The sequence below is a fragment of the Streptomyces sp. NPDC046870 genome (assembly GCF_040704595.1).
In the GTDB taxonomy this organism is placed as follows: domain Bacteria; phylum Actinomycetota; class Actinomycetes; order Streptomycetales; family Streptomycetaceae; genus Streptomyces; species Streptomyces argyrophylli.
Map to the genome: position 1 here is coordinate 217,290 of NZ_JBEYXM010000001.1, position 25,292 is coordinate 242,581.

The window sequence follows — 25,292 nt, forward strand, 5'->3', positions numbered from 1 at the left end:
GGGCCTTTCGCGCACCGGGTCACCCGGTCACGTGCGCGTCCTCGTAGACCGTCCCCTCCGGGGCCAGGCACACGAACCAGTTCCCTCCCGGGTAACCCGCCACCGGCCGGATCAGCGCGGTGCCGTCCTGGGCGGCCGCCGAGCCCCCCGGCCGGGCCACGGTGGACCTGCCGTCCTTCCAGCGGCAGGTGACCTCCCGGGCGGACTTCGCCACATGGCCGACCACCAGGCGTTCGGGCGTCGTGGGGCCGACCCCCTCCAGGCTGACGGCGGCGGCCATGAGGTCGGTGCCCGTGAGGCGGTCGGTCCGCTGGTGCGTGTCGAACATGACGACCAGGGAACGGCCGTCACCGTAGGACCGCATCGAGAAGTACGAGGACTTCCCCACCAGATCGGCGGCCTTGTCCACCGCCGGCCGCAGTCCCGTCCGCTTCATCGCGGCGAACTGCCGGTCCGCCTCCCGCACGTCTCGCGGCGCGCCCCACACCTCGACCCAGACCCGCCACTGCCTGCCGTGCTCGGTCCCCCGCGCCAGCTCCGTCCGCTGCGGCTCGTACACGTGTCTCTCCTCGGCGGACGCCGGGCCGGGCGCCGTCGGCGTCCCCCGGCCGGCGCGCTCCCCGGGCAGCCCGGCGAAGGCCAGCGTGGCCCCCGTCGAGCCCGCCAGCACCAGGGCGGTGGCCGCCGCCACGGCCCAGCGCCGCGCTCTGCGTCGCCGGCCGCCGCGGATGACGGCCTGGACCGGGGCTATGCCGATCTCGACCCCGTCCGCCGCGTCGGCGAGCAGGAGGGCGATGTCCGTCTGCGTCATGTCGTGGTTCTCCCGGTCCGCGCTCATCACTTCCGCCCTCCGTGCGTCACCATGTCGGCCAGACCCGGTATGGCGCGGAGTTTCGCGATCCCCTTGGCCGCGTTGCTCTTCACCGTGCCGACCGAGCAGCCCATCGCCTCCGCCGTCTGCGTCTCCGTCAGGTCCTCCCAGTAGCGCAGCACGACCGCCTCGCGCTGGCGGGCGGGCAGCTGCGCGAGCGCCTTGAGCAGGGCGCTGCGGTCGTCGGCCTGGGCGATCCGGTCGCCGGTGTCGGCCACCTCGCGCACCAGCCCGGAGTCGTCCTTCGGCGCCAGGAACTCCCTGAGCCTGCGGCGGTGTCTGCGCGCGTGCGCGTTGATCATGACGCGGCGTACGTACGCCTCCGGGTCGTCCGCGCCCCCGACCCGGCGCCAGGCCACATAGACCTGTTCGAGCGTCGACTGGACCAGGTCCTCGGCGGCGTGCTGCTCCCCCGTGAGGAGAAATGCCGTACGCATCAACCGCGGCCAGCGGCCGACCACGAAGCTCTGGAACTCCTCGTTCCGAGTCTGCTTCCCGTCCCCCATGGGCACCTCCTAGATGTCTAAAGGAGTCCCTGGGCCGCCCGGACCGTTGCCCCGGCCGGCGGGAAGATTCCGTGACACCGCGTCAGTAACCCATGGAAGGGTCAAGAATTCGTTAGAGGCCCGAAGCAACGGAATAGTTGCCTGTGCATACGAGGTTTACCCGGCACTTATGACACGCGGAAGGCCTCACCCCATGCCAGAGACGACGACCGACCAGCCCACCCGGCAAGCGGGCGGCGCCGTGGTCCCCGTGCTCGCCTTCGCGGGCATCGTGGTCGCGGTGATGCAGACGCTGCTCGTGCCGGTCATCAAGGACCTGCCGCAGCTGCTGGACACCGCCCCCAGCAACGCCACCTGGGTCCTCACCTCGACCCTCCTGTCGGGCGCCGTCGCCACCCCGATCATGGGCCGGCTCGGCGACCTCTACGGCAAGCGCCGCATGCTGGTCCTCAGCCTCGCCGTGATGGTGGTCGGCGCCCTCGTCAGCGCCTTCACCGACCAGCTGCTCACCATGATCGTCGGCCGTACCCTCCAGGGCTTCGCCATGGGCGCGATACCGCTCGGCATCGGCCTGATGCGCGACATGCTGCCGCGCGAGAAGCTGGGCTCGGCCATGGCCCTGATGAGCTCCTCGATCGGCGTCGGCGGCGGTCTCGCGCTGCCCGCCGCGGCCCTGGTCGCGCAGCACACCGACTGGCACGCCCTGTTCTACGGCGCCGCCGGCCTCGGCGCGCTCGCCATCCTCCTCACCCTCCTCGTCGTCCCCGAGTCCCCGATGCGCGCCCGGGGCTCCTTCGACGCGCCCGGCGCGCTCGGCCTGTCCGCCGGCCTGGTGCTGCTCCTGCTGCCCATCACCAAGGGCAGCGACTGGGGCTGGTCCTCGGGCACGACGCTCGGCCTGTTCGCCGCGGCCGTCGTCGTCCTGCTGCTGTGGGGCCTGTACGAGCTGCGCGTCCAGGCGCCCCTGGTCGACCTGCGCACCACCGCCCGCCGCGAGGTGCTGCTCACCAACCTGGCCTCGATCATGGTCGGCGTCAGCTTCTACGTCGTCTCGCTCGTCCTGCCCCAGCTGCTCCAGCTGCCCACCGCCACCGGCTACGGCCTCGGCCAGTCCATGGTCGTCGCGGGCCTGTGCGTGGCCCCGCTGGGCCTGACGATGATGTTCACCGCCCCGGTGTACGCCCGGCTGTCCGCCCGCTACGGCCCGAAGGTCACCCTGATCACCGGCCTCGTCGTCATCGCGATCGGCTACGGCGGCGGCCTCGGCCTGATGGACGCGGCCTGGCAGACGATCATCACGTCCGTCGTTCTCGGCGCGGGCATCGGCCTCGCCTACTCCTCGCTGCCCGCGCTCATCGTCGGCGCGGTCCCGGCCTCCGAGACCGGCGCGGCCAACGGCCTGAACACCCTGATGCGGTCCATCGGCACCTCGGTGTCGAGCGCCGTCATCGGCATGGTGCTGGCCAACACCGCGAACAACGTGAACGGCGTCGCCATCCCCACCATGCACGGCTTCCGGGTCTCCTTCCTCATCGCCACCGCCGCCGTCGCGGCGGGGCTCGTCCTGGCGGTCTTCCTCCCCAAGGCGGCCCGCCCGGCGCTCCACACCCAGCTGCGGGCGAGCAGCGAGGAGGAGGCCGGCCTGGAGCGCGCCGAGGAGGTGCTGCGCGGGTTCCGGGGGCGGATCGTGGACGCCGGGGGCGCGCCCGTCGCCCGCGCCAAGGTCACCCTGATCGACCGCCGGGGGCGGCAGGCCGGTGCGACCCTCTCCGCCGCGGACGGCAGCTACGTGCTGGCGGTGCCGGGCGAGGGGGCGTACGTGCTCGCGGCACGGGCCCTTGGCCACGGGCCGCTGGCTTCCTCGGTGACGCACTCCGGGGCGGAGCGGGCCGTGGACCTGGATCTCGCCCTGCCCGGGGAATCGGTGAGCGCCTGAGAGCCCGGGAGGGCACGCCGTCTTCGCGGGGAGCGCTCCGGCCGTGCTGGTCGCGCGGTTCCCCGCGCCGCCTCCCCACGCACCCCCTGTCATCCAGCCGACCGGGGGTGCGGCAGCATGGGCGCACGGACCGACGTACGACCGAAAGGCGCTCCATGCCCGCCGCTCCCCAGCCCGAGATCCTCGCCGCGTTCGAGGCGGCCAAGGGGTTCATGCCCCTCGACGAGGGGCTCGCCCTCCACGACGCCGCCGTCACCGCCGGCCGGCTCGGGCTGCCGCTGCTGGAGGTCGGCACGTACTGCGGGCGCTCCACCGTCCTGCTCGCCGACGCCGCACGCGCGGCCGGGGTCACGGCGCTCACCGTCGACCACCACCGGGGCAGCGAGGAGCAGCAGCCCGGCTGGGACTACCACGACCCGGAGACGGTCGATCCCGAGGTCGGCCTGATGGACACGCTGCCCACCTTCCGGCGCACGCTGTTCAGGGCGGGGCTGGAGGAGCACGTGATCGCCCTCGTCGGCCGCTCCCCGCGGATCGCGGCGCTCTGGAACTCCCCGCTCGGGTTCGTGTTCGTCGACGGCGGCCACACGGACGAGCACGCCACGGCGGACTACGAAGGCTGGGCGCCGCACGTGGCCGAGGGCGGGCTGCTGGTCATCCACGACGTCTTCCCCCACCCGGAGGACGAGTTCACCGGCCAGGCGCCGTACCGGGTCTACCTGCGGGCCCTTGGTTCCGGGGCGTTCACGGAGGTCTCGGCGACCGGCTCGCTGCGTGTCCTGCGGCGAACGGGAGCGGGGATCTGAGGCCCCGGTTAGAGTCGCAGACGTGTCGTACGTTGGCCCGGACTTCGATCCCCCGCAGCCCCGCCGGCCCCGGCGGCGCCCGCTGACCGTGGCGCTCGCCGCCCTGGTGCCCGGGGCGCTCCTCGGCTGGATGGTGTACGAAGCGGTAGGCGGTGGCGGTGCGGACCATGCGGCCTCCCCCGCGCCCGCGCCGCGCAGCTCGGCGGTGTCCTCCGTCCCGGCGCCGGACCCGAGCGGCGCGGGTGACGACGGCAAGGCGACCGCCTCGCCCTCCGCGCGTCCGGGCGGTTCCGGGCCGCTCAAGGGGAAGGTCGTCGTCATCGACCCGGGGCACAACCAGGGCAACTTCCGGCACACGGCGGAGATCGGCCGCCAGGTGGACATCGGCACGAACCGCAAGGAGTGCGACACCACCGGCACGTCCACCAACGACGGGTACACGGAGGCGCGGTTCACGCTCGACGTGGCGCACCGGCTGCGGGACCTGCTGGAGCGGCAGGGCGCCACGGTGAAGCTCACGCGCGACGGAGACGCTCCGGCGTGGGGTCCGTGCGTGGACGAGCGGGCCCGCATCGGCAACACCGCGCGCGCGGACGCGGCGGTCTCCCTCCACGCCGACGGCTCGGCCGCCGGCAACCGCGGCTTCCACGTCATCCTGCCGGGTCCCGTGCACGCGGGCGGGGCCGACACCCGTGCCATCGTCGGCCCGTCCCACGATCTCGGGGTGCGCGTCGCGGGCAACTTCCTCCGCGAGACGGGGGAGCAGCCCTCCAACTACCTGGGCGGCGGTACCGGTCTCGTCACGCGGACGGACCTGGGTGGTCTCAATCTGTCAACGGTTCCGAAGGTGTTCATCGAGTGCGGCAACATGCGCGATAGCAAGGACGCGGCACTGCTGACCAGCGGCGCCTGGCGACAGCGGGCGGCGCAGGGAATCTCTGAGGGAATCGTGAGTTTCCTGCGCGGTTCGTGACCGGCGGGCGGAACCGGCCGGACAGCCGGATCTTGCGGACGATAGTGTCTACCGACGACGAGACGACCTACGAAGGACCTGAAGTGAATATCCGCTCCCTCACTAGAGGCGACGGCGTGGTGATCGGAGCAGCGGTGGTGCTGTTCATCGCGTCGTTCCTCGACTTCTACAGCATCTCCGGGTTCGGCGACACGTACAGCCGGAGCGCGTGGGACAACCTGGGCATGGGCCTGGGCATCTACATGGGCGCGGTGATCGGTGCCGTTCTCATCGTCGTCAACCGCTGCCTGCCGCAGCCGCGCAAGGTGGCCGGGCTCGACCTGGCCGCGGTCGGCACCGCCTTCGCGATCCTGGCGGCCTGGACGCTGCTGTGGACGCTGATCGACCTCGACAACGTGGACGCCGGCGCGGGTCTCGTCCTCGGGTTCATCGCCGCTCTCGTCCTGTCCGCCGCCGCCGTCGCCACCCCGCTGGTCCCCGCCCTCCAGGCCGCCCTGCTCCCGGCCCCCAAGCCGGTCGCCCCGCAGCCCTACGGCGCCCAGCCGCCCGGTGGTTACGGCTACCCGGGCGCCCAGCCCCAGCAGCCCTACGGTGCGCAGCCGCAGCCGGGCCAGCCGTTCGGACAGCAGCAGCCGGTCGCGCAGGCCGCCCCGGCGCCGCAGCCGGCCGCCGCGGAGTTCTCGCCGTTCTGGTTCGCCGTGCCGGTGCCCCGCCCGCTGTTCTCGGAGGACGGTTCGCCCAGCCAAATCGCCGAACTGGCTCCGGGCACCTGGTACCTGGCCGTCGAGCAGCGCGGTGCCGCGCTGGTCGCGCAGACCCAGGACGGCCGCCGTGGCGTGCTCCAGGACACCTCGGGCATCCAGCGCGGCTGATCCGCACCGCCGCACCGCACCGGCCCCTCGCCCTTCCGGGCGGGGGGCCGTTGCCGTACGGTCGCCTCCCCACCGCTGGTTGACGCTCCGTCAGACGGTGGGCGCGCGCGGCTCGGTCCGAGCCGGACTCCTAGCCCTTGCTCAGCTGGGAGGCCGAGGGCACCTGGTCCTTGACCGGGGCACCGGCGCTCTTGCCCGCGTCCTTGACGTCACCGATGACGTCGTTGAACGAACTCGCCGCGTTCTCGTCGCCCTTGCGGAGCTTGGACGGCAGGTTCTTCAGGGCCGCGATGCCGCTGCTGAGCGGCTGGAGCGCCTTGGAGAGGGTCGGGTCGGCCTTGGCGTTCTTCTCGGCCGCCTTGAGCCGGTTGTAGGCGAAGGCACCGGCGAGAGCCGCCTTGACCAGCGCGGTCTTGCGGCCCTTGGCGCCCTTCTTGAACTTGCCGGCCTTCCAGGGCTTGACGATCCACTGGTAGGTCGCGCCGGCGGCCAGACCCGCGTCCACCACGAAGCGCGTCTTGGCGAACTTGCGCTTCTCCGCCGACGTGGTCGGGCTGGGAGTGTCCCCGGCGGGGACGGCCTGTGCCGCCGCGGTGTCCTTCGTACTGTTCTTCTCGCTGCCTCCACAGGCGGTGGCACCCGCCACCAGGGCGCAGCACAAGGTGAGCGCCACCACGAGGCGCCGTATCGGTACGGGCACAAAGTCCTCCGGACGTGTCCTCCCCGAGCGGTCTGCTTCCTCCGGCAGCCTCGTCCGGGGCGGCGGGATGCGCCACCCGGGGGACGCCGTCCGGGTGGTGTCCGGGACGGGTCCGGGTCCGCTCCGGGCTTGCCGGGGGGTTTCACGGCACATCGTCCGGCAATCCGGAGAGTATGTCCCCTCGATATCGCAACGGCGCGAACCAGGCCGGGACGGTCATCGCGGTCGTCGCCGACATCATGGCGCTGATCCTCGGCCTGTGGATCCTGATGTACCTGTTGGACGCGAACCGGGCCAACAGCCTGGTGCAGTTCGTCCATGACGCGGCCTCCTGGCTGGCCGGCTGGTCCCACGACCTCTTCACCTTCGACGAGGCCTGGGCCCGGGTGGTCGCCGGGTACGGACTCGCCGCGGTGGTCTACCTGTTCGTGGGCCATGCCATAGCCAACCGGATGCACCGGCACTGACGCCGGCCGACGGCCGGGCCGGACCCTCGCGGGATCAGCCGCAGCAGTCCGGGTCCAGTCCGGCCGGCAGGTGTTCCCCGCCGAACACCGCGCACGTGGCGTCGTGGCCGCCCAGCGCGGCCACGGCCAGCAGCAGGGAACCGGCCGTCCAGGTGGTCAGCTCGCGGGGCCAGATCGTGCCGTCGTCGAAGACGTAGCCCGTCCAGTACAGGCCGCTGTCCGCGTCCCGCAGGTGCTGGATGGACTGGAGGATCTCCAGGGCCCGGTCGGACTCGCCCATCGCCCACAGCGCCAGGGCGAGTTCACTGGACTCGCCGCCGGTCACCCAGGGGTTGGGTACCACACAGCGCACCCCGAGGCCGGGGACGACGAACCGGTCCCACTCCGCCTCGATGCGGGCCTTGGCCTCCGCTCCGGTGAGCGCGCCGCCGAGGACCGGGTAGTACCAGTCCATCGAGTAGCGGTCCTTGTCCAGGAAGCGCTCGGGGTGGCGGCGGATCGCGTGGCGCAGGGAGCCGGCGGCCAACTCCCAGTCCGGCTGGGGTTCCTCGCGCTCCTCGGCGATGGCGAGCGCGCACCGCAGGGCGTGGTGGACGGAGGAGCTGCCCGTCAGCAGCGCGTCCGCCGTCGGCGTGCCGTCGTCCTCCCGGCGCCAGCCGATCTGGCCGCCGGGCTGCTGGAGCCGCAGCACCCATTCGACGGCCGCGTAGACGGTCGGCCACATGCGGTCCAGGAACGTGTCGTCACCCGTGGACAGGTAGTGGTGCCAGACGCCGACGGCTATGTAGGCGACGAAGTTGGACTCGCGGGCGCGGTCGGTGACCTCGTCGTGGGCGCCGTCGGCGTAGGCGGCGTACCAGGAGCCGTCCTCGTTCTGGTGCCGGGCGAGCCAGCCGTACGCCCGCTCGGCGGCGTCGTGTTCACCGGCCGCGTCCAGGGCCATCGCGGCCTCGGTGTGGTCCCACGGGTCGAGGTGATGCCCGCGGAACCACGGGATCGCGCCGTCCTCCCGCTGCACGGCCAGGATGCCGGCGACGGTCGCGGCGGCCTGCTCGGCGGTGAGGACCCCGGGCAGGACGAGGTGTTCTGTCCGGGGGGTGGTCACTCGGCGGCCACCCCGTCGGTCTCGGCGAGCCGCGGCAGGTGCGGCTTGGTCGCGTAGACCACGAAGCTCTTGCCGATCAGCGGGTTGAGCGCCTGCTCGGCCAGCCGGGTGGCGAGCGGCTTCTTCATGATGTCCCAGACCAGCAGCTTGTGGTACGCCCGCACCGGCAGCGCCTTGTCGTTGTCGACGCCGAACGCGCACTTCAGCCACCAGTACGGCGAGTGCAGCGCGTGCGCGTGGTGGCTGCCGTACGGCCTCAGTCCGGCCTCGCGGACCTTCCCGAGCAGTTCGTCGGCCTTGTAGATGCGGATGTGGCCGCCCTCGACCTCGTGGTAGGCGTCGGACAGCGCCCAGCAGACCTTCTCGGGGCCGTAACGCGGCACGGTGATGGCGATGCGCCCGCCCGGCTTGAGCACGCGGACCATCTCCGCGAGCACGCCCTTGTCGTCGGGGATGTGCTCCATCACCTCGGAGATGATGACGACGTCGAAGGACTCGTCCGGGAAGGGCAGGGCGAGGGCGTCGCCCTCCATGGCCGTGGCGGTGGCGCCCTCCGGTGCCTCGCCGGCCTCCTTCATCGCCGCGAACCACTTGGCGACCTCGCGGATCTCCTCGCCGTTCTGGTCCAGGGCCACGACCTGGGCGCCGCGCCGGTAGCACTCGAAGGCGTGCCGGCCGGCCCCGCAGCCGAGGTCCAGGACACGGTCGCCGGGGGCGAGCGGGAACCGGGAGAAGTCGACGGTCAGCACGTGGCCCTGCTTTCGGAGGAGACGCCTGCAACACTTGCCGGGGCCGCGGGGCGGCCGGGGGTCGGGGCCGCGGAGCGGCTCGGGGCGTGGCCCGCGGAGCGGGCGATGGCCTCGCGGTAGTGGGCCACGGTGCCCTCGGCGGCGCGGGCCCAGGTGAAGCGGTCGAGCACCCGCGCGCGGCCCGCGCGGCCGAGGCGCGCGCGCAGCTCCGGGTCCCCGAGCAGCCGGTTCAGTCCGGCGGCCAGCGCCCCCGCGTCGCCGGGCGGTACGGCCAGGCAGGTCTCGCCGTCCGGTCCCGCGACCTCGGGGATCGCGCCGCCGGTGGTGGCGACCAGCGGGGTGCCGGTGGCCATGGCCTCGGCGGCGGGCAGCGAGAAGCCCTCGTACAGGGACGGTACGCAGGCCACCTCGGCGGAACGGATCAGGTCGACCAGCTCGGCGTCGGAGATGCCCTTGACGAAGTCGACGGCGCCTTCGAGGCCGTACCGCTCGATCGCCTGCGCGACGGGGCCCTCCTGCGGGCGCTTGCCGACGACGACGAGGTGGGCGGCGGGGTGCTCGGTGCGGACCTTGGCGAGCGCCTCCACGAGGAACACCAGCCCCTTCAGCGGCACGTCGGCGCTGGAGGTGGTGACGATCCGGCCCGGCACCTCGGCGACGGCCGGATCCGGCGCGAACAGGTCGGTGTCGGCGCCGATGTGGACGACGTGGACGCGCTCGTCCCGGACGCCGAGGTGGTCCACGATCTCCTGGCGGGAGCTGCCGGAGACGGTGAGGATCGAGGGCAGCCGGCGGGCGACGCGCTTCTGCATGCGGGTGAAGGCGTACCAGCGGCGCACGGAGTAGCGGCGCTGCCAGGTGTCGGCGGCGTCCAGCTCCAGCTGCCGGTCCACGGTGATGGGGTGGTGGACCGTGGTGACCAGGGGGGCGCCGATGTCGCCCAGCAGGCCGTAGCCCAGGGTCTGGTTGTCGTGGACGACGTCGAACTCGCCGCGCCGGGCGCGCAGGTGGCGGCGGGCGCGCAGCGAGAACGTCAGCGGCTCGGGGAAGCCGCCGGTCCACATGGTCCCGACCTCCAGGGCGTCGATCCAGTCCCGGTACTCCTCCCGCTTCGGGGTGCGGAAGGGGTCGGGCTGGCGGTAGAGGTCGAGGCTGGGCAGCTCGGTGAGGGTGAGGCCGGGCAGGCCCTCGTCGAGGACGGGGTACGGCTGGGAGCCGATGACCTCCACACGGTGGCCGAGGCGGGCCAGCTCCCGCGAGAGGTGCCGTACGTAGACGCCCTGGCCCCCGCAGAACGGGTTCCCTTTGTACGTGAGGAGCGCGATGTCGAGCGGTCGTCCGCCGTCGGCAGCGGGTTCCTGATCGGCTCCCGCTTCCCGGGCCCCAGCGGTCACTCCGTGCCCCCTTCTGCCTGCACTGTCCCGCGAGACTACGACGGGACGCTAATCTAGAACAAGTTTCAGACTTGATCGTTCAGAGGCTCTGAATCTACCGGCAGGTAGGGGTGCTGTGAGCAGTGGATCAGGTGATTCGCGCCACGGCGAGCAGCCCTGCCGTGCCGTCCGATCACGAGCCCGGCAGACGGCCTCACCGACCGTCACGGAACGGGGACCCATGCCCGCGGAAGCCAGCGCCTCGCGTCCGGCCTCGCCCCTCACCGAGCGGCAGGAGGCCCGCCGTCGCAGGATCCTGCACGCGAGCGCGCAACTGGCCGGCCGGGGCGGGTTCGACGCCGTGCAGATGCGTGAGGTCGCGGAGTCGTCGCAGGTGGCTCTCGGCACGCTGTACCGCTACTTCCCGTCCAAGGTGCACCTGCTGGTCGCGACCATGCAGGACCAGCTGGAGCATCTGCACGGGACCCTGCGCAAGAAGCCGCCGGCGGGCGACACGGCCGCCGAGCGGGTCGCGGAGACCCTGATGCGGGCCTTCCGCGCCCTCCAGCGCGAGCCGCACCTGGCCGACGCGATGGTCCGCGCCCTCACCTTCGCCGACCGCAGCGTCTCGCCCGAGGTCGAGCAGGTCTCCCGCCGGACGACGGCGATCATCCTGGACGCGACGGGCCTGGCGGACCCCACCCCCGAGCAGCTCTCCGCGGTGCGGGTCATCGAGCACACCTGGCACTCGGTCCTCATCACCTGGCTGTCGGGCCGCGCCTCCCTCGCCCAGGTGAAGACCGACATCGAGACGGCGTGCCGGCTGATCGACCTGACGGAGCCGGCGCGGCGCGCATGACGCGGGGCGCGCGGGGACCGGGCATGCGAAGACCTACGAGACGGGTTCCCTTCGCCGGTATGGTCCGGATCAGGTGATAGGGGTCGCCGTCCGGCCTGACTGCTGCCTTCCGGCCTCTCAGCCCTACCGTCGCCGTCGGCCCGGGCGGATGCCTGCGCATCCCGCCTGAGTCGGCTACTCCGGTCGGACTCCCTCACTCGCCTCGTAGGCTGCTTTCAGCATAGAACGGATACCGCACTTCGGACCCCCTCATTTCCGACCAATTCCACGCAAATACGACACCTGCGGGTCATCCGGCCACGGTCAGCCCGCTCCAGCTCCGGCCGGCCGGCGTCTGCGCCGCCCACTGGCCGAGCAGGCGGCGCGCCTCCTCCTCGGGCGCCGCGAAGGACACCCGCCGGGCGCCCGCGTGCGTCTTCCGCTCCTGCTCGTGCGTGCCCTCGCTGCAACAGGCGCACAAGGTCCCGAAGCCGCTCGCGGGCTCGGCGCCGTAGCCGTGCCGGTCGAACAGCTCGATCAGGGCGTCGAGGTCGGCCACCTCGCCGGCGTTCACCGTCGCGGTCAGCGTCGTCAGCCCGGAGACCTGGAAGAGCAGGAGATCCTCGAAGACCGGGTATGCACGCCCCTCGACGACCCGGCGTCCCTTCGGCTCCCCGTCATGGACGACGATGCACACCGCGCTTCCACGCGGGCAAGCCGAAGACAGACGCCACCCGGAACTTCGTCAACTTCGGCCGGGACAACGCACGGTCGAGCAGGCGGACGGCGTCTGGGGCTGCCCGGAAAACATGGAGAGGTATGCCGAAGGCAGAGATGACGCAGGACGAGCGGAAGCCCGTGTGGCGGGACGTCCTGGAGCGCTGCGGACTGCAGGTGGTGGAGGAGGCGCCCCAGGGCGGGCCTCCCGTGCGGTCCGCCCTCTACGCCGTCACCGGCGTCGAGGTCGAACCGGTCGCCACCATCCCCGCCTCGTCGCCGGGCGCCACCGCCGCACTGGGCGAGACGTGGCACCCCCACGCGTCCAGCGTGTCCCTCTACGACGACAAGGGCGAGTTCCTGATCCTGCCTCCCGTGCCGGGAGGCAGTGAGACCGGCTGGGTACGGGTCAGGGACACCGTCGGCACGCATCTGCCCTCACGCATCGCCGGGGTGACGGGTTCCCCCGAGTTCGTGACCGTTTCGACCGACGGCCGCCACCTGTGCGCCGCCTCGGTGGAGGAGTACGACTACTGGGCGGTGCTGCACGACTTCTCCTGAGCGGTCCCGGCACAGGTACCGCCCGTCCTGGCACAGGTTCAGTCCAGCCCCGCCGCCTCCCGTTCCGCGCGGGTCAGGGGCGGGCCCGGCAGGGGGGCCTTGCGGGGGCCGAAGGTGAGGGTCCAGAGCATGTCCGGGGCGAACAGGCGGGCCGCCGGGGTGCGCAGGCTCATGACGTCCAGCAGGCCGCGCAGGGCGTGCGGGTTGGCGGAGCCGGCGGCCACGGCCTTGTCGACGTAGGCGGTGAGGAGGCGTTCGACGCGGGTCGGCGGCTGGGGCGCGGCCCCGGGGTAGTAGGCGTCCTGGCCGACCGCGAGGTTCCACGCGTTGCCGACCGGCCGGGCCACCGCGCGCTGGATGCGGCGGGCGGTGCCGGGGGCGGTGGGGCCGTACCGGTCGAGGGTCCGGCCGAGGGCGATGGCGCTCTGCGCGGCGACGGACAGGCCGTGGCCGTAGACCGGGTTGTAGCCGGCGACGGCGTCCCCGAGGACGGCGAAGCCCTCCGGCCAGGCGCCGGCCTTCTCGTAGAAGCGCCGGCGGTTGGCCGTGCTGCGGGTGGTCACCGGGTCGGTCAGCGGCTTCGCCCCCGCGAGGAGCCGGCCGATGACCGGGTCCTTCAGGTGGGTGAGCGCGAAGTCCTCGAACGCGTCCGGGTCGGCGGAGGGCTCGCCGCCCCGGGTGCCGGAGAGCGTCACCAGCCAGCGGTCGCCCTCGATCGGTACGACGACCCCGCCCCGGCCGGGCGCCTCGCGCGGGTCGGCCTGCACGTTCACCACCGGGTAGCGCAGCGCCGCCGTGGCGTCGGGGGCCGCGTAGACACGGCTGGCGTAGACGACGCCCGCGTCGACCACCCGTTCCTCGACCGGCGCGTGACCGAGGGTCCGCAGCCAGGTGTCCGCCTGGGAGCCGCGCCCGCCGGCGTCGATCACCAGGTCGGCGTGGAGCGTGCCGCCCCCGGGCAGGCTGACCCCGGTCACCCGGCGGCGGTCGCCGGTCAGGCCCGCCACCCGGGTGCCGTCGCGCAGGGTGATCCGGCGCCGGGCGAGGACGTCGGCGCGCACCACCGCGTCCAGCAGGTCCCGGCTGCACACGATCATGTGGTGCCGGGAGTCGGTGAACCGCCGGAACCACTGCCCGGAGGGCGCCTTGCTGACCAGGTCCCGCATCACCCCGATGAGCCCGGCGCCCCGGGCGGTCAGCTCCCCGGTGACGCCCGGCAGCAGTTCCTCCAGCGCGGCCACCCCGCCGGACCACAGCAGATGGGCGTGCCGCGCCTGGGGCAGGCCCTTGCGCGGCTCGGGCCCCTCGGGCAGCCGGTCGGCCTCCACGATCGTCACCTCGTGGAAGCGGCTGGCGAGCACGGACGCCGCGAGCATGCCGGCCGTGCTGCCGCCGATGACGAGCGCGGTACGGCGTCGGGTGGGTGTGTCAGGCATGTGAGGTGAGACCTTCCGTGGCGACCGCCTGCCGGCGGAACCGTTCGATGGCCGCCGCGTGGTTCCGCAACGCGTGCGCGACCGACTCCAGTTCGCTGTCGGGGACGAAGGGCGCACCGGTCCGCCCGGCGGACGGCGGCCGGTCCGCGCCGTCGGGGGCGTGCAGCGCGTCCGCCGCGACCAGGATGTCCACCGCCGCCGCGATGGCCCGCGCCACGGGCTGCGGGTAGCCCGCCGCCGTCGCCGCCGTCCGCGTCCGTTCGCGCCGCGCCGGGGACAGGTGCGGGGCGAGCTTGAGCAGCCCGTCGTTGATGGCGGCCCGGCGCAGCTCCAGGCGGAGGGCGGCACCGCTGACCCGGCCGGTCGCGGGCGCCGCCGGCGCGGTCACGGCCAGCATGGTCTGCCACAGCGGCTTCAGCCGCCGGTGGCTGCGCACCAGCCTGCGGTGCTCCGCCGCCCAGGGGCCGGCCTGCCCGGCGATGAAGCCGACGGCCACCAGGACCGCCTCGGCGATGGCGAACGGCGGGGCGGCGTACGTCGACAGCCAGTCCCAGTCCCGGCCGCCCCAGCGGGCGCCGATCGCCGCGAGCTTGGCGACGTCGAAGAGGAGCCCGAGGGCGTAGGCCACCTGGAGGAAGATCACCGCCCGGCGCAGCCAGGTGTCCTCGACCTCCCGGTACCAGGCCCACAGCATGCCCGCCGCGACCAGCGCGGACACCAGGTGGGCGACGAGGTAGAGCAGCACGAACTCGCGCATCCAGGGCGTGCCGGCGTAGTACGTGTCGAGGTCGCGCGTGCGCTCCGTCCGGTGGTCGCCGAGCAGGAACGTCGTCCACAGGCCGACGATGATGACGGTGTACGCCACCCGGACCAGGCGGGTGCGCCGGCGGCGCACGGCGGACGGCGGCTCCCGCCAGGTGATGATGAGCCACAGGCAGGCGCCGCAGTACGCGGTCAGCAGCGAGTAGACCCAGAGCCCGGCGAAGTTGGGGATGCCGGTCAGCACGTTGATGCGGTGCAGGTTGGCCGGTGGCAGCGAGGCGAAGCAGACCGCGCCGATGCCGAGCAGCAGGGCGGTGGCCCGCAGGATCGGGTCCCGCCAGGCCCGCCGCAGCAGCGGCAGCTTGATCACGAAGGCGACGGCGAGCAGGGCGGCCGGGACGGCGTAGGCGGCGAAGGAACCGGCGATGTCCCAGCGCATCAGGGGCCGCCGATGTTGCCCAGCGAGGACGACAGCCGGTCGACGAGGGTGTCCTGGGTCAGGCCGGCCGCGCCCGGCCCCACGACCTTGGAGAACTTCGCGGCGAGGCGCAGCCCGCACTCCTCGGCCTCCCACTCGGCCTCGGCAGCCGCCGCGGCGGGCGAGCGGGTGGCCATGGCGACCACCCGGTCCCAGGGGACGTCGTCCTCGGCGCGGGCGAGCAGCCGGCGGGCGGCGGCGGGCAGGCCGGACGGGTAGTGCACGTCCAGCGTGCCGTAGTGGATGTGCCCGATCTCGTGCCCGGCGATGACGAACTTGTGCGGGTCCGGGGCCCGGTCCTCGACCACGACGATGTAGTCCTCGTCCCGGGCCAGGGTGATCCCGGAGACGTCCAGGCCCGGCGGGAAGGCGGCGAATTTCAGCCGGACCGGGCGGTCGAGCTGCGGGCTGAGCGTGGCGCACAGCGCGTGCAGGAACGCCTCCGGGCCGGTCGGCGGGGTGAGGTCGCGGACGGTGTCGCGCACGAGCCGGTCGAGGAAGCGCCTCGGGGACCTGGAGTGCCTCGGGGGCCGCGCGGACGCCGGCCGCGGGGACGGCGCCGGCTTCGCGGCCTCGGCGCTCGGTTCACGCACGCCCGGCGTCCTCCGCCCGCTCGGAGGCGATGATCATCTCGGCCAGGTCGGCGAGGGTGGCGAGCTGCCGGGCGTTCATCTGCGGGGCCCGGGCGGCCAGCCGCACCAGCCCGCTCTCGCGCAGCCGCAGCAGCGGGTCCGCCTCCGCCTCCAGGCTCTGCAGCACCGGTTGCAGCGCCTCGTGCAGGGCCTCCGGCTCGTCCGCCGTGAAGAAGCCGGCGGGCAGGCCGAAGAACCGGCGCAGCCGGTCGGCGTGTTCCAGGCTCGGCATCCCGCTCTTGCGCCATTCGCTGAGCCACTGCCGGCTGGTCCCGGCGATCCTGGCCAGCTCGTCCAGCGAGTACCGCTTGCCGTCCGGACGGCGCCGGGTCTCCCGGATGAAGTCCAGCCGCTGGCGGACGCGTTCGGCCAGGCAGGTCTCGGGGGCGCGGCCACCGGAGAGCAGATCGACGACGACGCCGACGGGGATGCCCGTGCGGTGGGAGAGGCCGGACACGTCCAGGACCTCCGGCAGTCGGCCGGGCCGGCCGGTCAACTCGCCGAGCCGGTCCAGGACATCGGCCAGCGAGGCGTACGCGTCACTCACCGAGGTCCCCCCTGGGCGTGTCGTCCGTTCGGTGGCTGGGCTGACGGCGAGGCTACCCGTTCGCCCGTTCGGCGACCAGATGTGACAACGCTCCCTGCCTAATTAGGCAGCTATCGTTGACAGTTAGGGGCGCCGTGGGTGAGGATCACCGCACGGAGAGCAAGATTCCGACCCGCCCCGGGTGCCGCCTATGGGGGAGCGGCACCCGGGGCGCCTCCGCGCCCGCCTTCCCCGGGGGACACCGGCCCACCGTGGCGCGTCCCGCTCTCCGCCGCGGGTCCGGCCGCCTGCGGGCCGACCCGGAATGGGAAGGCGATGCGGTGCGCCGACACCCGGCCGCACGAGGCGGCGGACGGACGGCGCCGACCCCGGCGCGTCACGGTCCCGGCCGACACGGCACCGGGCCCGGCTCCCCACGCCTGCCCGCACCCGGCAGAGGGCCGCCGCCGGCCTCTGGTCGCACACCCGGTCCCGACCGGCCGACTGACCCGCGCCCAGGCCCCGGCGCACGCGCAGGAGCCGGCCACCGGGCGCGCGCCCCTCGTCCGCCGGGCCGGCCTCCCGGCGCCACCGCCCTCGCGGCGGGGGGGGAACGACGGCGGTACGGCACGCCCGCGGCCCGGGCGTGCGACCAGAGGGCGACGGCGACACGGCATCCTCGCGACCCAGCGACGGCGACACAGCACCCTCGCGGCCGGGCAACGACGGCGCCCCGGCGTCCCGTTGGCCGCGTCTCCCCGGACCTGTGCCGGCAGTGACCCCGGTCACCCGTTCCGTGTGGGTACGGCCACCCCTCGGCCCATGTGAGGCGGCCGGTAAAGTGGCGCGGGTCGTCATCACACCCGTACGGGGGGAAGCCGGTGCAATTCCGGCGCTGACCCTCCCCCGGCTCTCGGCTGCGCCCGCGCCGGGGGCATCCGTGTGCCGCCAGCGAGGCGGTGAGCCGGACCGCCCCGGACGGGACGTTGACCGGCTCGCGTGCGCCGGCGACCCGCCGCGCACGGCACCGTCGAGGTCTACGGAGCCGAGCCGCCCGGGGTGTCACCCGTGCGCCGCCCGGCTCCCCGCAGGAGAGGCAGTCGCCGACCATGAACGTCCGCCGCAGTGCCGCGGCTCTCGCCGCCGTAGGCGTGCTGGCCGCCGCCGCGCCCGCCACGGCCGCCGAACCGTCCCCGTCGCCGAAGGTGACGGTCCCGGCCGGGCTGTACGGCAAGGGAGACCCGACGTACGACGGCGTGTGGCGGCAGTCGCTGACGCTGCTCGCCCAGCGGACCCTCGGTTACCGGCCGGCCGCCGCGGCCGTGGACTGGCTCACCGGCCAGCAGTGCGCCAACGGCTCCTTCGCCGCCTTCCGCGCCGCCCCCGCCAAGCCGTGCGACGACAAGGTCAGGGCCGACACCAACAGCACGGCCGCCGCCGTCCAGGCCCTCGCCACGGCCGACGGGCACGGCATCGCCGTCGGCAAGGCCGTGGACTGGCTGAAGTCCGTGCAGAACGAGGACGGCGGCTGGGGCTACTACCCCGGCGGCCCCAGCGACACCAACTCCACCTCCGTCGTCATCGGCGCGCTGACCGCGGCCGGCACCGACCCGGCGGACGTGCACAAGTCCGGCAAGTCCCCCTACGACGCCCTGCCCACCTGGTCCATCCCCTGCGACCAGGACGGCGGCGGCGCCCTCGCCTACCAGGCGGACAAGAAGGGCAGGCTGCTCGCCAACGCGGACGCGACGGCCGCCGGCCTGCTGGGCGCCCTCGGCAAGGGCTTCGTGGCGCGGACCGGCAAGGCCCCGGCTCACGACACCTGCGCCGAGGCCAGGACCCGCACCCAGGTCGCCGACAACGCCGGCGCCTACCTGGCCGCGGCCGTCGCCAGGACCGGCCACCTCAAGTCCGCCCTGCCCGGCGCCGAGGACCAGCCCGACTTCGGCAACACCGCCGACGCCGTCGTCGCGCTCGCCGCGGACGGCCGGACCGGGCCGGCGAAGAAGGCCTACGCCTGGCTGGAGAAGAACGCCGGGCCGTGGGCGACGCAGAACGGCCCGGCCGCGTACGCCCAGCTGATCCTCGCCGCCCACGCGCTCGGGCAGCAGCCGGGCGACTTCGGCGGCACCAGCCTGGTCCGCTCCCTCAACGCCCTCGGCCCCGCCCCGCGCATGGACACCGCCTCCGAGCACGGGGAGAAGTCCGACGACGGCTCCGGGACGGGCGTCTGGTGGATCGTCGGCGTCGGCCTCGTCGCCGGCATCGGTATCGGCTTCCTCCTCAGCGGCCGGAAGAAGCAGCAGCCGTGACCGCCGTCCGCCGTGCCGTGCCGGTGCTCGTCGCCGCGCTGCTGCTCCTCGCCTGCGCCGGACCGGCCGGTGCCACCGGCTACCGCTACTGGTCCTTCTGGGAGCGCACCGGCGGCCACTGGACGTACGCGACCCAGGGCCCGGCCTTCGTCCGCCCCGACGACGGCGCGGTCCAGGGCTTCCGGTTCGCGGTGAGCGCGGACTCGGCGGACGCCAGCCGGCCGCGCGGTACGGCGGACTTCGGCACGATCTGCGCCGGCACACCGGCCGGGCCGGACGCCAAGCGGGTGGCCCTGGTCCTCGACTTCGGCACGCGGCCGGACGCGCCGTCCGGCGAGACCCCGCCGGCACGCCGCACGGCCTGCGCGCGCGTGCCGTCCGACGCGACCACCGCGGACGCGCTGGCCGCCGTGGCCAAACCCCTGCGGTACGACACCAACGCCCTGCTGTGCGCCATCGCCGGGTATCCGGAGCAGGGGTGCGGGGAACAGGTCGCCGCCGGGGCGAAGCGGAGCGGGGGCGAAGCCGGCGGCGGAGGCGACGGCGGGCCCTCGCTGGGTCTGCCGATCGGCGCGGGCGTGGTCGCCCTCCTCGCGGGGGCCGCGGTGTGGCAGGCACGTCGGCGGCGCGATGCGTCCGGGTGAACCCGAGCGGCCGTGCGGGTCCGGGCGCGTGGTGTCCGAACGCGCCCGCACGGCGGTGGCCGCGCGGCGGACGGCGCCCGGCGCCTCTTCGGGGCGCCCGCCGCGGGCCGCCCTGCATCCCGGGGCCTGGTGGCTGTGGGCGGTGTCCCTCGGTGTCGCCGCCACCCGTACCACCAACCCCCTGCTCCTCTCCCTGCTCATATCCGCCTCCGCCTACGTCGTGGCGGCCCACCATTCCCCCGCCCCCTGGGCCCGCTCCTACCCCGCCTTCGTCAGACTCGCCCTCGCCGTCCTCCTCGTCCGCGTCCTGTTCGCGGTGGCGCTCGGCTCCCCCGTTCCCGGCACCCACACCCTCCTGACGCTCCCCGAGGTCCCGCTCCCGCACTGGGCGCAGGGCATCCGGCTGGGCGGCCGGGTCACCGCCGAGGCGGTCGTCTTCGCCGCCTACGACGGCCTGAAGCTCGCCACCCTCCTCGTCTGCGTCGGCGCCGCGAACGCCCTCGCCAGCCCCACCCGCCTCCTCAAGTCCCTGCCCGGCGCGCTGTACGAGACGGGCGTGGCCGTGGTCGTCGCCCTCACCTTCGCGCCCCATCTCATCGCCGACGTGCGGCGGCTGCGCGCCGCCCGCCGCCTGCGCGGCCGTCCGGACCGGGGCGTACGAGGCCTGCTCCAGGTCGGACTGCCGGTCCTGGAGAGCGCGTTGGAGCGCTCGGTCGCGCTCGCCGCCGCGATGGAGGCCCGCGGCTACGGCCGTACCGCCGAGGTTCCCGCCCGGGTCCGCCGTACGACGGCCGCGCTCACCCTCGGCGGCCTGCTCGGCGTGTGCGCGGGAACGTACGGGCTGCTGAAGGCGGCAGGGGGTACGTACGGGCTCCCCGTGCTGCTCGCCGGAGTCGCCGCCGCGCTCACCGGGCTGCGGCTGGGCGGCCGGCGCTCGCTGCGCACCCGGTACCGCCCGGACCCGTGGGGCGCGCGCGCCTGGCTGGTCACGGGCTCCGGCGCCGCGGTGGCCGGGCTGCTCACGCTCGCCTCCGTCCGCGATCCCCGGGCGCTGCACCCCGGGGTCGTGCCCCTCGTCGCGCCCACGCTTCCGCTCTGGCCCGCCGTGGCCGTCCTGCTCGCCCTGCTGCCCGCCTTCGTCGTCCCGAGGGAGCCGTCGTGATCCGCTTCGAGGATGTCAGCGTGACGTACGAGGGTGCGGCCCGGCCCACCGTCGCCGGCGTCGACTTCGAGGTCCCCGAGGGCGAACTGGTGCTGCTCGCCGGTCCGTCCGGGGTCGGCAAGTCGACCGTGCTGGGCGCGGTGAGCGGGCTGGTCCCGCACTTCACCGGGGGCACCCTGCGCGGCCGTGTGACGGTGGCCGGCCGGGACACCCGTACCCACCAGCCGCGCCAACTCGCCGACGCGGTCGGCACGGTGGGCCAGGACCCGCTCGCGCACTTCGTGACGGACACCGTGGAGGACGAACTCGCCTACGGCATGGAGTCGTTGGGGCTGGCCCCGGCGGTGATGCGGCGCCGGGTGGAGGAGACCCTCGACCTGCTAGGCCTCGCCGGGCTGCGCGACCGCCCGATCGCCACCCTGTCCGGCGGACAGCGGCAGCGGGTCGCGATCGGCTCGGTCCTCACCCCGCACCCCCGGGTGCTGGTCCTGGACGAGCCGACCTCGGCGCTGGACCCGGCCGCCGCCGAGGAGGTGCTGGCCGTGCTGCAACGGCTGGTGCACGACCTGGGGACGACGGTCCTGATGGCCGAGCACCGCCTGGAACGGGTCATCCAGTACGCGGACCGGGTCGTGCTGCTCCCGGCACCCGGCGCCGCCCCGGTCACCGGTCCCCCGGCCGAGGTGATGGCCGTGTCCCCGGTCTACCCCCCGGTGGTGGCCCTGGGCCGCCTGGCCGGCTGGTCCCCGCTCCCCCTGACGGTCCGGGACGCCCGCCGCCAGGCCCCGCCCCTGCGCACCCGCCTGTCCGGCGCGACGGCACCGGCGCACACCCCTGCCGCCGCGACCCCGGCCGGTGCCGCCGCCGCCCCGCCTTCGGGGGATCCCGCCGCCGCGGCCACGACCCGCCCCACCGCCCCGGTCCCCCATGCCCCCGCCGACATGGCCACGGCCCGTCGCACCGCTGCCGTGCCCGTGGACGATCCAGCCGACGCGGCTGCGGGCCGAGGCGCCGGGGCCGCGGGCGCCCGCGCCGCCCGAGCCGGGGAAACCGCCCCCGCCACCGGCGCCTTGGGCGTCGGCGCCGCGGACAGCCGTCCCGCCGGGACGGCCCGGACGGGCGCGGCGGCGGTGCCGCGTCCGCGTGGGCAGGCGGCACCGGCCCCCGGGCGGCCCCCGCGCCGGGTGCCCGGCGCCCCCGGCCGCCGCTCCTTCTTCCGGCGCCGGCCCGCCCCCGGTCAGGAACCTCCGCGCACGCACCTCGCGCAGACCCGTGCCCTCAGTGTCCGCCGGGACCGCGTCCAGGCCCTCCGGGACGTCGACCTGACCATCGCCCCCGGCGAGACCATCGCGCTCATGGGCCGCAACGGCGCCGGCAAGTCCACCCTCCTCAGCTCGCTCGTCGGCCTGGTGGCGCCCAGCTCCGGAACCGTCGAGGTCGACGGCGCCGTACCCCACCGCACCCCGTCCCGGGACCTCGTGCGCCGGGTCGGTCTCGTCCCCCAGGAACCCCGCGACCTGCTGTACGCGGACACCGTCGCCGCCGAGTGCGCGGCGGCCGACCGGGACGCGGCCGCCGCGCCCGGAACCTGCCGCGCCCTGGTGTCCGAGCTGCTGCCGGACGTGGCGGACGGCACACACCCACGCGATCTTTCGGAGGGCCAGCGCCTGGCCCTCGCGCTGGCCGTGGTTCTGACCGCCCGCCCTCCCCTGCTCCTCCTCGACGAGCCGACGCGCGGCCTGGACTACGCGGCCAAGGCCCGCCTCGTCGCCGTACTGCGCGCTCTGGCGGCCGAGGGGCACGCGATCGTGCTGGCCACGCACGACGTGGAGCTGGCTGCCGAGCTGGCCCACCGGGTGGTGCTGCTCGCCGAGGGAGAGGTGATCGCCGACGGACCGACGGCCGAGATCGTGGTGTCCTCCCCGTCCTTCGCACCACAGGTGACCAAGATCCTCGCCCCCCAGCAGTGGCTGACGGTGGCCCAGGTGCGGGAGGCGCTGACGTGAGCCGCGGCACCCGCACCGCCGCCCGGACGCGCGCCGTCCGCCTCGGTCCCCGCTCGCTCGCCGCGCTCGCGCTGACCAGCGCGGTCGGTGTGGTCGCCTTCGGCTGGCCGTTCCTCGCCCCGCCCGCCTCCCAGCTCAGCGCGCACGCCCAGGACGCGCCCTGGCTCTTCTCCGGTCTGCTGGTGCTGCTGGTCGCGGTGGTGGCGGCGACGGTCTCGGAGTCGGACCTCGGGCCGAAGGCCGTGGCCATGCTGGGCGTGCTGGCCGCGACGGGCGCGGCGCTGCGGCCGATCGGCGCGGGCACGGCGGGACTGGAGCCCATGTTCTTCCTGATGGTGCTCAGCGGACGGGTGCTCGGCCCGGGCTTCGGCTTCGCGCTGGGCTCGGTGACGATGTTCGCGTCCGCGCTGCTCACGGGCGGGGTCGGGCCGTGGCTGCCGTTCCAGATGCTGGCGATGGGCTGGTTCACCCTGGGCGCGGGCCTGCTGCCCGGGCCGGTCCGGCTGCGCGGCCGCGGTGAGCTGCTGCTGCTCGCCGGCTACGGCTTTCTCGCCGCCTTCGCCTACGGCACGTGCATGAACCTGGCCGGCTGGCCCTTCCTGGGCGCGGCGGCCTCGAACATCTCCTTCCACGGCGACGCCCCGGTCGCCGAGAACCTGGCCCACTTCGTCGCCTACTGCCTGGCCACCTCGCTCGGCTGGGACCTGGGCCGGGCGCTGTGCACGGTGGTGCTGACCGTCGCCCTCGGTCCGGCGGTGCTGCGGGCGCTGCGCCGGGCCACGCGGCGGGCCGCTTTCGAGAGCGCGGTCACATTCGACGGTCCCGCCGGGTGAGGGAGTGTTTCCGCTGCGTGAGCGGACCCGTGAGGAGCCCCACATGACGCACGTCACCTACGACCCGGGATCGTAGTCCTGTTTGCCCGATACACCCATTCCTGTACCCCCGCTGACCTGCACTGTGCGACCCAGATCACAGAGGCGACGTATGCCGCCGATCCGGCCACAACTAGTAAAAGGGGTCATTGCGGACGGGTTCCGGGCCTGCTTCTCTGGACGACGTCGCCAGGCGCCACGAGCCCCTCCGGGCCGCGGCGCCGCCGCATGAGGCCACACCACGTGGTCCCTCCCATGCGGGTGATCCCCCGTCCCCGACGCAAGAGGTTCTCCGTGTCCGTTTCCTTCATCCGTCGCATCGCTTCCCCGAAGAAGGCCCTCACCACCGCCGCGCTGGCTGCCGCCACCGCCGGCATGGCTCTGACCGCGGCGCCCGCCCAGGCCGCCACCACGTCGGCCTCCTCCGCACAGGCGATCGCGCACCAGATGATCCCGGACTCCGCGCAGTTCAACGCGTTCAGCAAGATCGTCGAGCACGAGAGCGGCTGGAACCCCGCCGCCACCAACAGCTCGTCGGGCGCCTACGGCCTCGTCCAGGCCCTGCCGGCCTCGAAGATGTCCACCGCCGGCGCCGACTGGAAGACCAACCCGGCCACCCAGATCAAGTGGGGCCTGGACTACATGAACTCCCGCTACGGCAGCCCGGCCAAGGCCTGGAGCTTCTGGCAGGCCAACGGCTGGTACTGAGCCGCCAGGCACCGTGCCACCGGCCGTCCGGCCACCGCTCACCGAGCCGCTCCCCCGCTGAACCAGCGCGCGATGCCGGCCGGCGCGGCCCGGTCCGACCCGAAGCGGTCGACCGGTCCGACCTCCAGCACCCGCACCCTCGCCCCCCGCTGGGCGAGGGTGCGCGCGCATGTCCGGGCGTTGCCGATCGGCACGTCGGTGTCGCGGTCGCCCGCGTACAGCCGTACCGGCACCTCGGGCTTCCCGTCGCAGGCGTGGCCGTTGGCGTGCAGCCGGTTCTGGGCATGTCCACCGAGGCGCTCACCGCGGACCGGGTGGGCCCCCGGCGCCACCCCGGCGACACCGACGAGCGCCAGGGCGCCCAGGGTGACCGCCGGGCCCGTGCGCATGGGCCGACCGGGCTGCTTTTCCGCCGTTTCGCGCGTGTCCTGAGTCATGTCCCGAACGCTACGGACGCACGCTGCGCCCGGACATCCGAGAGCCCCCCGTCCTCGGGTGGACTTCTTTCGCGCGCCGGGTGGACTTCTTTCCACCTCCCGTCCCCTCGGAGGAACGATGACGACGCCGACGCCGCCGGTACGGGACCCGGAGACGCGCGGACTGCGGCTCGTGGCCGTACTGCTGGCACTCACCGTGGTCAGCGGCCTGATCGACGCCGTCAGCTTCCTGGGCCTGGGCCGGGTCTTCACGGCCAACGTGACCGGCAGCGTGGTCATCCTCGGCTTCGCCGCGGCCGGGGTCCCGGGCTTCTCCGTGCGGCACGCGGTCATGTCCCTGATCTGCTTCCTGCTGGGCGCGGCGACCGGCGGCCGGGTGACGGGCCGGTACGGCCGCGGCTCCCGCCGCCGCTCGGCCCGGCTGGCCCTGGCGGTGGAGGCGGTGCTGGTCGGTGTGGCGGCGGCGGTGGCCCTCGTCCGGCCGGACACCGCCGGAACCCGGGTCGCCCTCATCGGCCTGACGGCCTTCGCGATGGGCCTGCGCACGGCGGCGGTCCGCAGGTTCCGCGTGCCCGACCTGATCACCACCACCGTCGTGACGATGACCCTGACCGGCCTGGCCTCCGAGTCCCGCCTCGGTGACGACACGAGCCACCGCACCCTGCGCCGCGCGGCCTCCGTGGCCGCGATGGCCGCCGGTGCCTGCCTGGGCGCGTGGCTGGTCCTCCACCACGGTCTGGGCATCCCCCTGCTGCTGGCGGCGCTGGCGTCGGGTGTGCTGGCGGTGGCGGCCTCGGGCCGGGAGTGACGACCGCGGACGGCGATCCCGCGGCCCGCCTCGCC

26 protein-coding genes are annotated in these 25,292 nt (G+C 74.3%); 14 read left to right on the forward strand and 12 right to left on the reverse strand.

The window, feature by feature from the left end; translation table 11 throughout:
* Window positions 1-19: 19 nt before the first annotated feature.
* Both AB0946_RS00975 and AB0946_RS00980 read right to left on the reverse strand, forming a co-directional pair.
* Window positions 20-841, reverse strand: a complete 822-nt coding sequence (locus AB0946_RS00975; protein WP_366758527.1) for a hypothetical protein — start codon at window positions 839-841, stop codon at window positions 20-22.
* Window positions 838-1,377: a SigE family RNA polymerase sigma factor gene (locus AB0946_RS00980; RefSeq protein ID WP_189883247.1), complete on the reverse strand. Its 540-nt coding sequence runs from the start codon at window positions 1,375-1,377 to the stop codon at window positions 838-840. The genes AB0946_RS00975 and AB0946_RS00980 overlap by 4 nt, the downstream gene beginning before the upstream one ends.
* A 193-nt stretch (window positions 1,378-1,570) precedes the next feature.
* Between AB0946_RS00980 and AB0946_RS00985 the strand changes: the two genes are divergently transcribed.
* From AB0946_RS00985 to AB0946_RS01000, 4 genes are all read left to right on the forward strand, one after another.
* Entirely contained in the window at window positions 1,571-3,313 is a 1,743-nt protein-coding gene (locus tag AB0946_RS00985) for an MFS transporter (RefSeq protein ID WP_366758528.1), read from the forward strand.
* Window positions 3,314-3,468: 155 nt separating this feature from the next.
* Window positions 3,469-4,119: a class I SAM-dependent methyltransferase gene (locus AB0946_RS00990; RefSeq protein ID WP_366758529.1), complete on the forward strand. Its 651-nt coding sequence runs from the start codon at window positions 3,469-3,471 to the stop codon at window positions 4,117-4,119.
* 22 nt (window positions 4,120-4,141) lie between these two features.
* Window positions 4,142-5,092 carry an N-acetylmuramoyl-L-alanine amidase gene (locus AB0946_RS00995; RefSeq protein WP_366758530.1) on the forward strand — a complete coding sequence of 317 codons (951 nt, stop codon included), beginning with the start codon at window positions 4,142-4,144 and terminating at the stop codon, window positions 5,090-5,092.
* Window positions 5,093-5,175: 83 nt separating this feature from the next.
* Window positions 5,176-5,964, forward strand: coding sequence for a DUF5336 domain-containing protein (locus tag AB0946_RS01000; protein WP_366758531.1), 789 nt, complete (start codon window positions 5,176-5,178; stop codon window positions 5,962-5,964).
* 130 nt (window positions 5,965-6,094) lie between these two features.
* Here the strand turns inward: AB0946_RS01000 and AB0946_RS01005 are convergent, their stop codons facing one another.
* The gene (locus tag AB0946_RS01005; protein ID WP_366758532.1) at window positions 6,095-6,664 is read right to left on the reverse strand and encodes a hypothetical protein; all 570 of its coding nucleotides are present in this window, start codon (window positions 6,662-6,664) and stop codon (window positions 6,095-6,097) included.
* 173 nt (window positions 6,665-6,837) lie between these two features.
* On the opposite strand from AB0946_RS01005, the gene AB0946_RS01010 reads away from it, so the two are divergent.
* Entirely contained in the window at window positions 6,838-7,131 is a 294-nt protein-coding gene (locus tag AB0946_RS01010; RefSeq protein ID WP_014672411.1) for a hypothetical protein, read from the forward strand.
* Between the two features lie 34 nt (window positions 7,132-7,165).
* On the opposite strand, the gene AB0946_RS01015 is transcribed toward AB0946_RS01010, so the two are convergent.
* The 3 genes from AB0946_RS01015 to AB0946_RS01025 are packed head-to-tail and all read right to left on the reverse strand — an operon-like array spanning window position 7,166 to window position 10,379.
* Window positions 7,166-8,236 (reverse strand): prenyltransferase/squalene oxidase repeat-containing protein, encoded by a 1,071-nt coding sequence (locus AB0946_RS01015; RefSeq protein WP_366758533.1) that lies wholly within the window; start codon window positions 8,234-8,236, stop codon window positions 7,166-7,168.
* On the reverse strand, window positions 8,233-8,985 hold the full coding sequence (locus tag AB0946_RS01020; protein WP_366758534.1) for a class I SAM-dependent methyltransferase: 753 nt from the start codon (window positions 8,983-8,985) through the stop codon (window positions 8,233-8,235). The genes AB0946_RS01015 and AB0946_RS01020 overlap by 4 nt, the downstream gene beginning before the upstream one ends.
* Complete coding sequence (locus AB0946_RS01025) at window positions 8,979-10,379, reverse strand: glycosyltransferase family 4 protein (RefSeq protein WP_366758535.1); 1,401 nt, start codon at window positions 10,377-10,379, stop codon at window positions 8,979-8,981. The genes AB0946_RS01020 and AB0946_RS01025 overlap by 7 nt, the downstream gene beginning before the upstream one ends.
* Before the next feature lie 220 nt (window positions 10,380-10,599).
* On the opposite strand from AB0946_RS01025, the gene AB0946_RS01030 reads away from it, so the two are divergent.
* Window positions 10,600-11,217 (forward strand): TetR family transcriptional regulator, encoded by a 618-nt coding sequence (locus tag AB0946_RS01030; RefSeq protein ID WP_366758536.1) that lies wholly within the window; start codon window positions 10,600-10,602, stop codon window positions 11,215-11,217.
* Window positions 11,218-11,506: 289 nt separating this feature from the next.
* Here the strand turns inward: AB0946_RS01030 and AB0946_RS01035 are convergent, their stop codons facing one another.
* Window positions 11,507-11,893, reverse strand: a complete 387-nt coding sequence (locus AB0946_RS01035; protein WP_366758537.1) for a hypothetical protein — start codon at window positions 11,891-11,893, stop codon at window positions 11,507-11,509.
* A 122-nt stretch (window positions 11,894-12,015) separates the two neighbouring features.
* Here AB0946_RS01035 and AB0946_RS01040 point away from each other — a divergent pair, with 122 nt between their 5' ends.
* Window positions 12,016-12,474, forward strand: a complete 459-nt coding sequence (locus AB0946_RS01040) for a hypothetical protein (RefSeq protein WP_366758538.1) — start codon at window positions 12,016-12,018, stop codon at window positions 12,472-12,474.
* Window positions 12,475-12,512: 38 nt separating this feature from the next.
* On the opposite strand, the gene AB0946_RS01045 is transcribed toward AB0946_RS01040, so the two are convergent.
* Genes AB0946_RS01045 through AB0946_RS01060 form a run of 4 tightly spaced genes read right to left on the reverse strand, consistent with a single transcriptional unit; the run spans window position 12,513 to window position 16,329 of the window.
* Window positions 12,513-13,910: an FAD-dependent monooxygenase gene (locus AB0946_RS01045; protein WP_366758539.1), complete on the reverse strand. Its 1,398-nt coding sequence runs from the start codon at window positions 13,908-13,910 to the stop codon at window positions 12,513-12,515.
* Window positions 13,903-15,111, reverse strand: a complete 1,209-nt coding sequence (locus AB0946_RS01050; protein WP_366758540.1) for an MAB_1171c family putative transporter — start codon at window positions 15,109-15,111, stop codon at window positions 13,903-13,905. Before AB0946_RS01050 ends, AB0946_RS01045 begins: the two co-directional genes overlap by 8 nt.
* Window positions 15,111-15,743 (reverse strand): hypothetical protein, encoded by a 633-nt coding sequence (locus AB0946_RS01055; RefSeq protein ID WP_366758541.1) that lies wholly within the window; start codon window positions 15,741-15,743, stop codon window positions 15,111-15,113. Before AB0946_RS01055 ends, AB0946_RS01050 begins: the two co-directional genes overlap by 1 nt.
* Window positions 15,736-16,329, reverse strand: a complete 594-nt coding sequence (locus tag AB0946_RS01060) for a helix-turn-helix transcriptional regulator (protein ID WP_366758542.1) — start codon at window positions 16,327-16,329, stop codon at window positions 15,736-15,738. The genes AB0946_RS01055 and AB0946_RS01060 overlap by 8 nt, the downstream gene beginning before the upstream one ends.
* A 1,088-nt stretch (window positions 16,330-17,417) precedes the next feature.
* Between AB0946_RS01060 and AB0946_RS01065 the strand changes: the two genes are divergently transcribed.
* The 6 genes from AB0946_RS01065 to AB0946_RS01090 all read left to right on the forward strand — a co-directional run bounded on the left by AB0946_RS01065 (window position 17,418) and on the right by AB0946_RS01090 (window position 24,012).
* Window positions 17,418-18,620, forward strand: a complete 1,203-nt coding sequence (locus AB0946_RS01065; protein ID WP_366758543.1) for a prenyltransferase/squalene oxidase repeat-containing protein — start codon at window positions 17,418-17,420, stop codon at window positions 18,618-18,620.
* Entirely contained in the window at window positions 18,617-19,264 is a 648-nt protein-coding gene (locus AB0946_RS01070; protein ID WP_366758544.1) for an SCO2322 family protein, read from the forward strand. The genes AB0946_RS01065 and AB0946_RS01070 overlap by 4 nt, the downstream gene beginning before the upstream one ends.
* The gene (locus AB0946_RS01075; RefSeq protein ID WP_366758545.1) at window positions 19,251-20,426 is read left to right on the forward strand and encodes a CbiQ family ECF transporter T component; all 1,176 of its coding nucleotides are present in this window, start codon (window positions 19,251-19,253) and stop codon (window positions 20,424-20,426) included. The genes AB0946_RS01070 and AB0946_RS01075 overlap by 14 nt, the downstream gene beginning before the upstream one ends.
* On the forward strand, window positions 20,423-22,432 hold the full coding sequence (locus tag AB0946_RS01080; RefSeq protein ID WP_366758546.1) for an ATP-binding cassette domain-containing protein: 2,010 nt from the start codon (window positions 20,423-20,425) through the stop codon (window positions 22,430-22,432). Before AB0946_RS01075 ends, AB0946_RS01080 begins: the two co-directional genes overlap by 4 nt.
* Window positions 22,429-23,265, forward strand: a complete 837-nt coding sequence (locus tag AB0946_RS01085; protein WP_366758547.1) for an ECF transporter S component — start codon at window positions 22,429-22,431, stop codon at window positions 23,263-23,265. Before AB0946_RS01080 ends, AB0946_RS01085 begins: the two co-directional genes overlap by 4 nt.
* Before the next feature lie 333 nt (window positions 23,266-23,598).
* The gene (locus tag AB0946_RS01090; RefSeq protein ID WP_366758548.1) at window positions 23,599-24,012 is read left to right on the forward strand and encodes a transglycosylase SLT domain-containing protein; all 414 of its coding nucleotides are present in this window, start codon (window positions 23,599-23,601) and stop codon (window positions 24,010-24,012) included.
* Window positions 24,013-24,050: 38 nt separating this feature from the next.
* Here AB0946_RS01090 and AB0946_RS01095 read toward each other — a convergent pair whose 3' ends face one another.
* A complete protein-coding gene (locus AB0946_RS01095) occupies window positions 24,051-24,449 on the reverse strand; it encodes a hypothetical protein (RefSeq protein WP_366758549.1) in 399 nt (132 codons plus the stop codon).
* Between the two features lie 118 nt (window positions 24,450-24,567).
* Between AB0946_RS01095 and AB0946_RS01100 the strand changes: the two genes are divergently transcribed.
* Window positions 24,568-25,257: a YoaK family protein gene (locus AB0946_RS01100; protein ID WP_366758550.1), complete on the forward strand. Its 690-nt coding sequence runs from the start codon at window positions 24,568-24,570 to the stop codon at window positions 25,255-25,257.
* Window positions 25,258-25,292: the final 35 nt, after the last annotated feature.

Bases quoted from the DNA above. Each gene is read 5' to 3' on its own strand.
- AB0946_RS00980 (WP_189883247.1), bottom strand. From the start codon at position 1,377: ATGGGGGACGGGAAGCAGACTCGGAACGAGGAGTTCCAGAGCTTCGTG.
- AB0946_RS00985 (WP_366758528.1), top strand. From the start codon at position 1,571: ATGCCAGAGACGACGACCGACCAGCCCACCCGGCAAGCGGGCGGCGCC.
- AB0946_RS00990 (WP_366758529.1), top strand. From the start codon at position 3,469: ATGCCCGCCGCTCCCCAGCCCGAGATCCTCGCCGCGTTCGAGGCGGCC.
- AB0946_RS01010 (WP_014672411.1), top strand. From the start codon at position 6,838: ATGTCCCCTCGATATCGCAACGGCGCGAACCAGGCCGGGACGGTCATC.
- AB0946_RS01030 (WP_366758536.1), top strand. From the start codon at position 10,600: ATGCCCGCGGAAGCCAGCGCCTCGCGTCCGGCCTCGCCCCTCACCGAG.
- AB0946_RS01040 (WP_366758538.1), top strand. From the start codon at position 12,016: ATGCCGAAGGCAGAGATGACGCAGGACGAGCGGAAGCCCGTGTGGCGG.
- AB0946_RS01045 (WP_366758539.1), bottom strand. From the start codon at position 13,910: ATGCCTGACACACCCACCCGACGCCGTACCGCGCTCGTCATCGGCGGC.
- AB0946_RS01050 (WP_366758540.1), bottom strand. From the start codon at position 15,111: ATGCGCTGGGACATCGCCGGTTCCTTCGCCGCCTACGCCGTCCCGGCC.
- AB0946_RS01065 (WP_366758543.1), top strand. From the start codon at position 17,418: ATGAACGTCCGCCGCAGTGCCGCGGCTCTCGCCGCCGTAGGCGTGCTG.
- AB0946_RS01075 (WP_366758545.1), top strand. From the start codon at position 19,251: ATGCGTCCGGGTGAACCCGAGCGGCCGTGCGGGTCCGGGCGCGTGGTG.
- AB0946_RS01095 (WP_366758549.1), bottom strand. From the start codon at position 24,449: ATGACTCAGGACACGCGCGAAACGGCGGAAAAGCAGCCCGGTCGGCCC.
- AB0946_RS01100 (WP_366758550.1), top strand. From the start codon at position 24,568: ATGACGACGCCGACGCCGCCGGTACGGGACCCGGAGACGCGCGGACTG.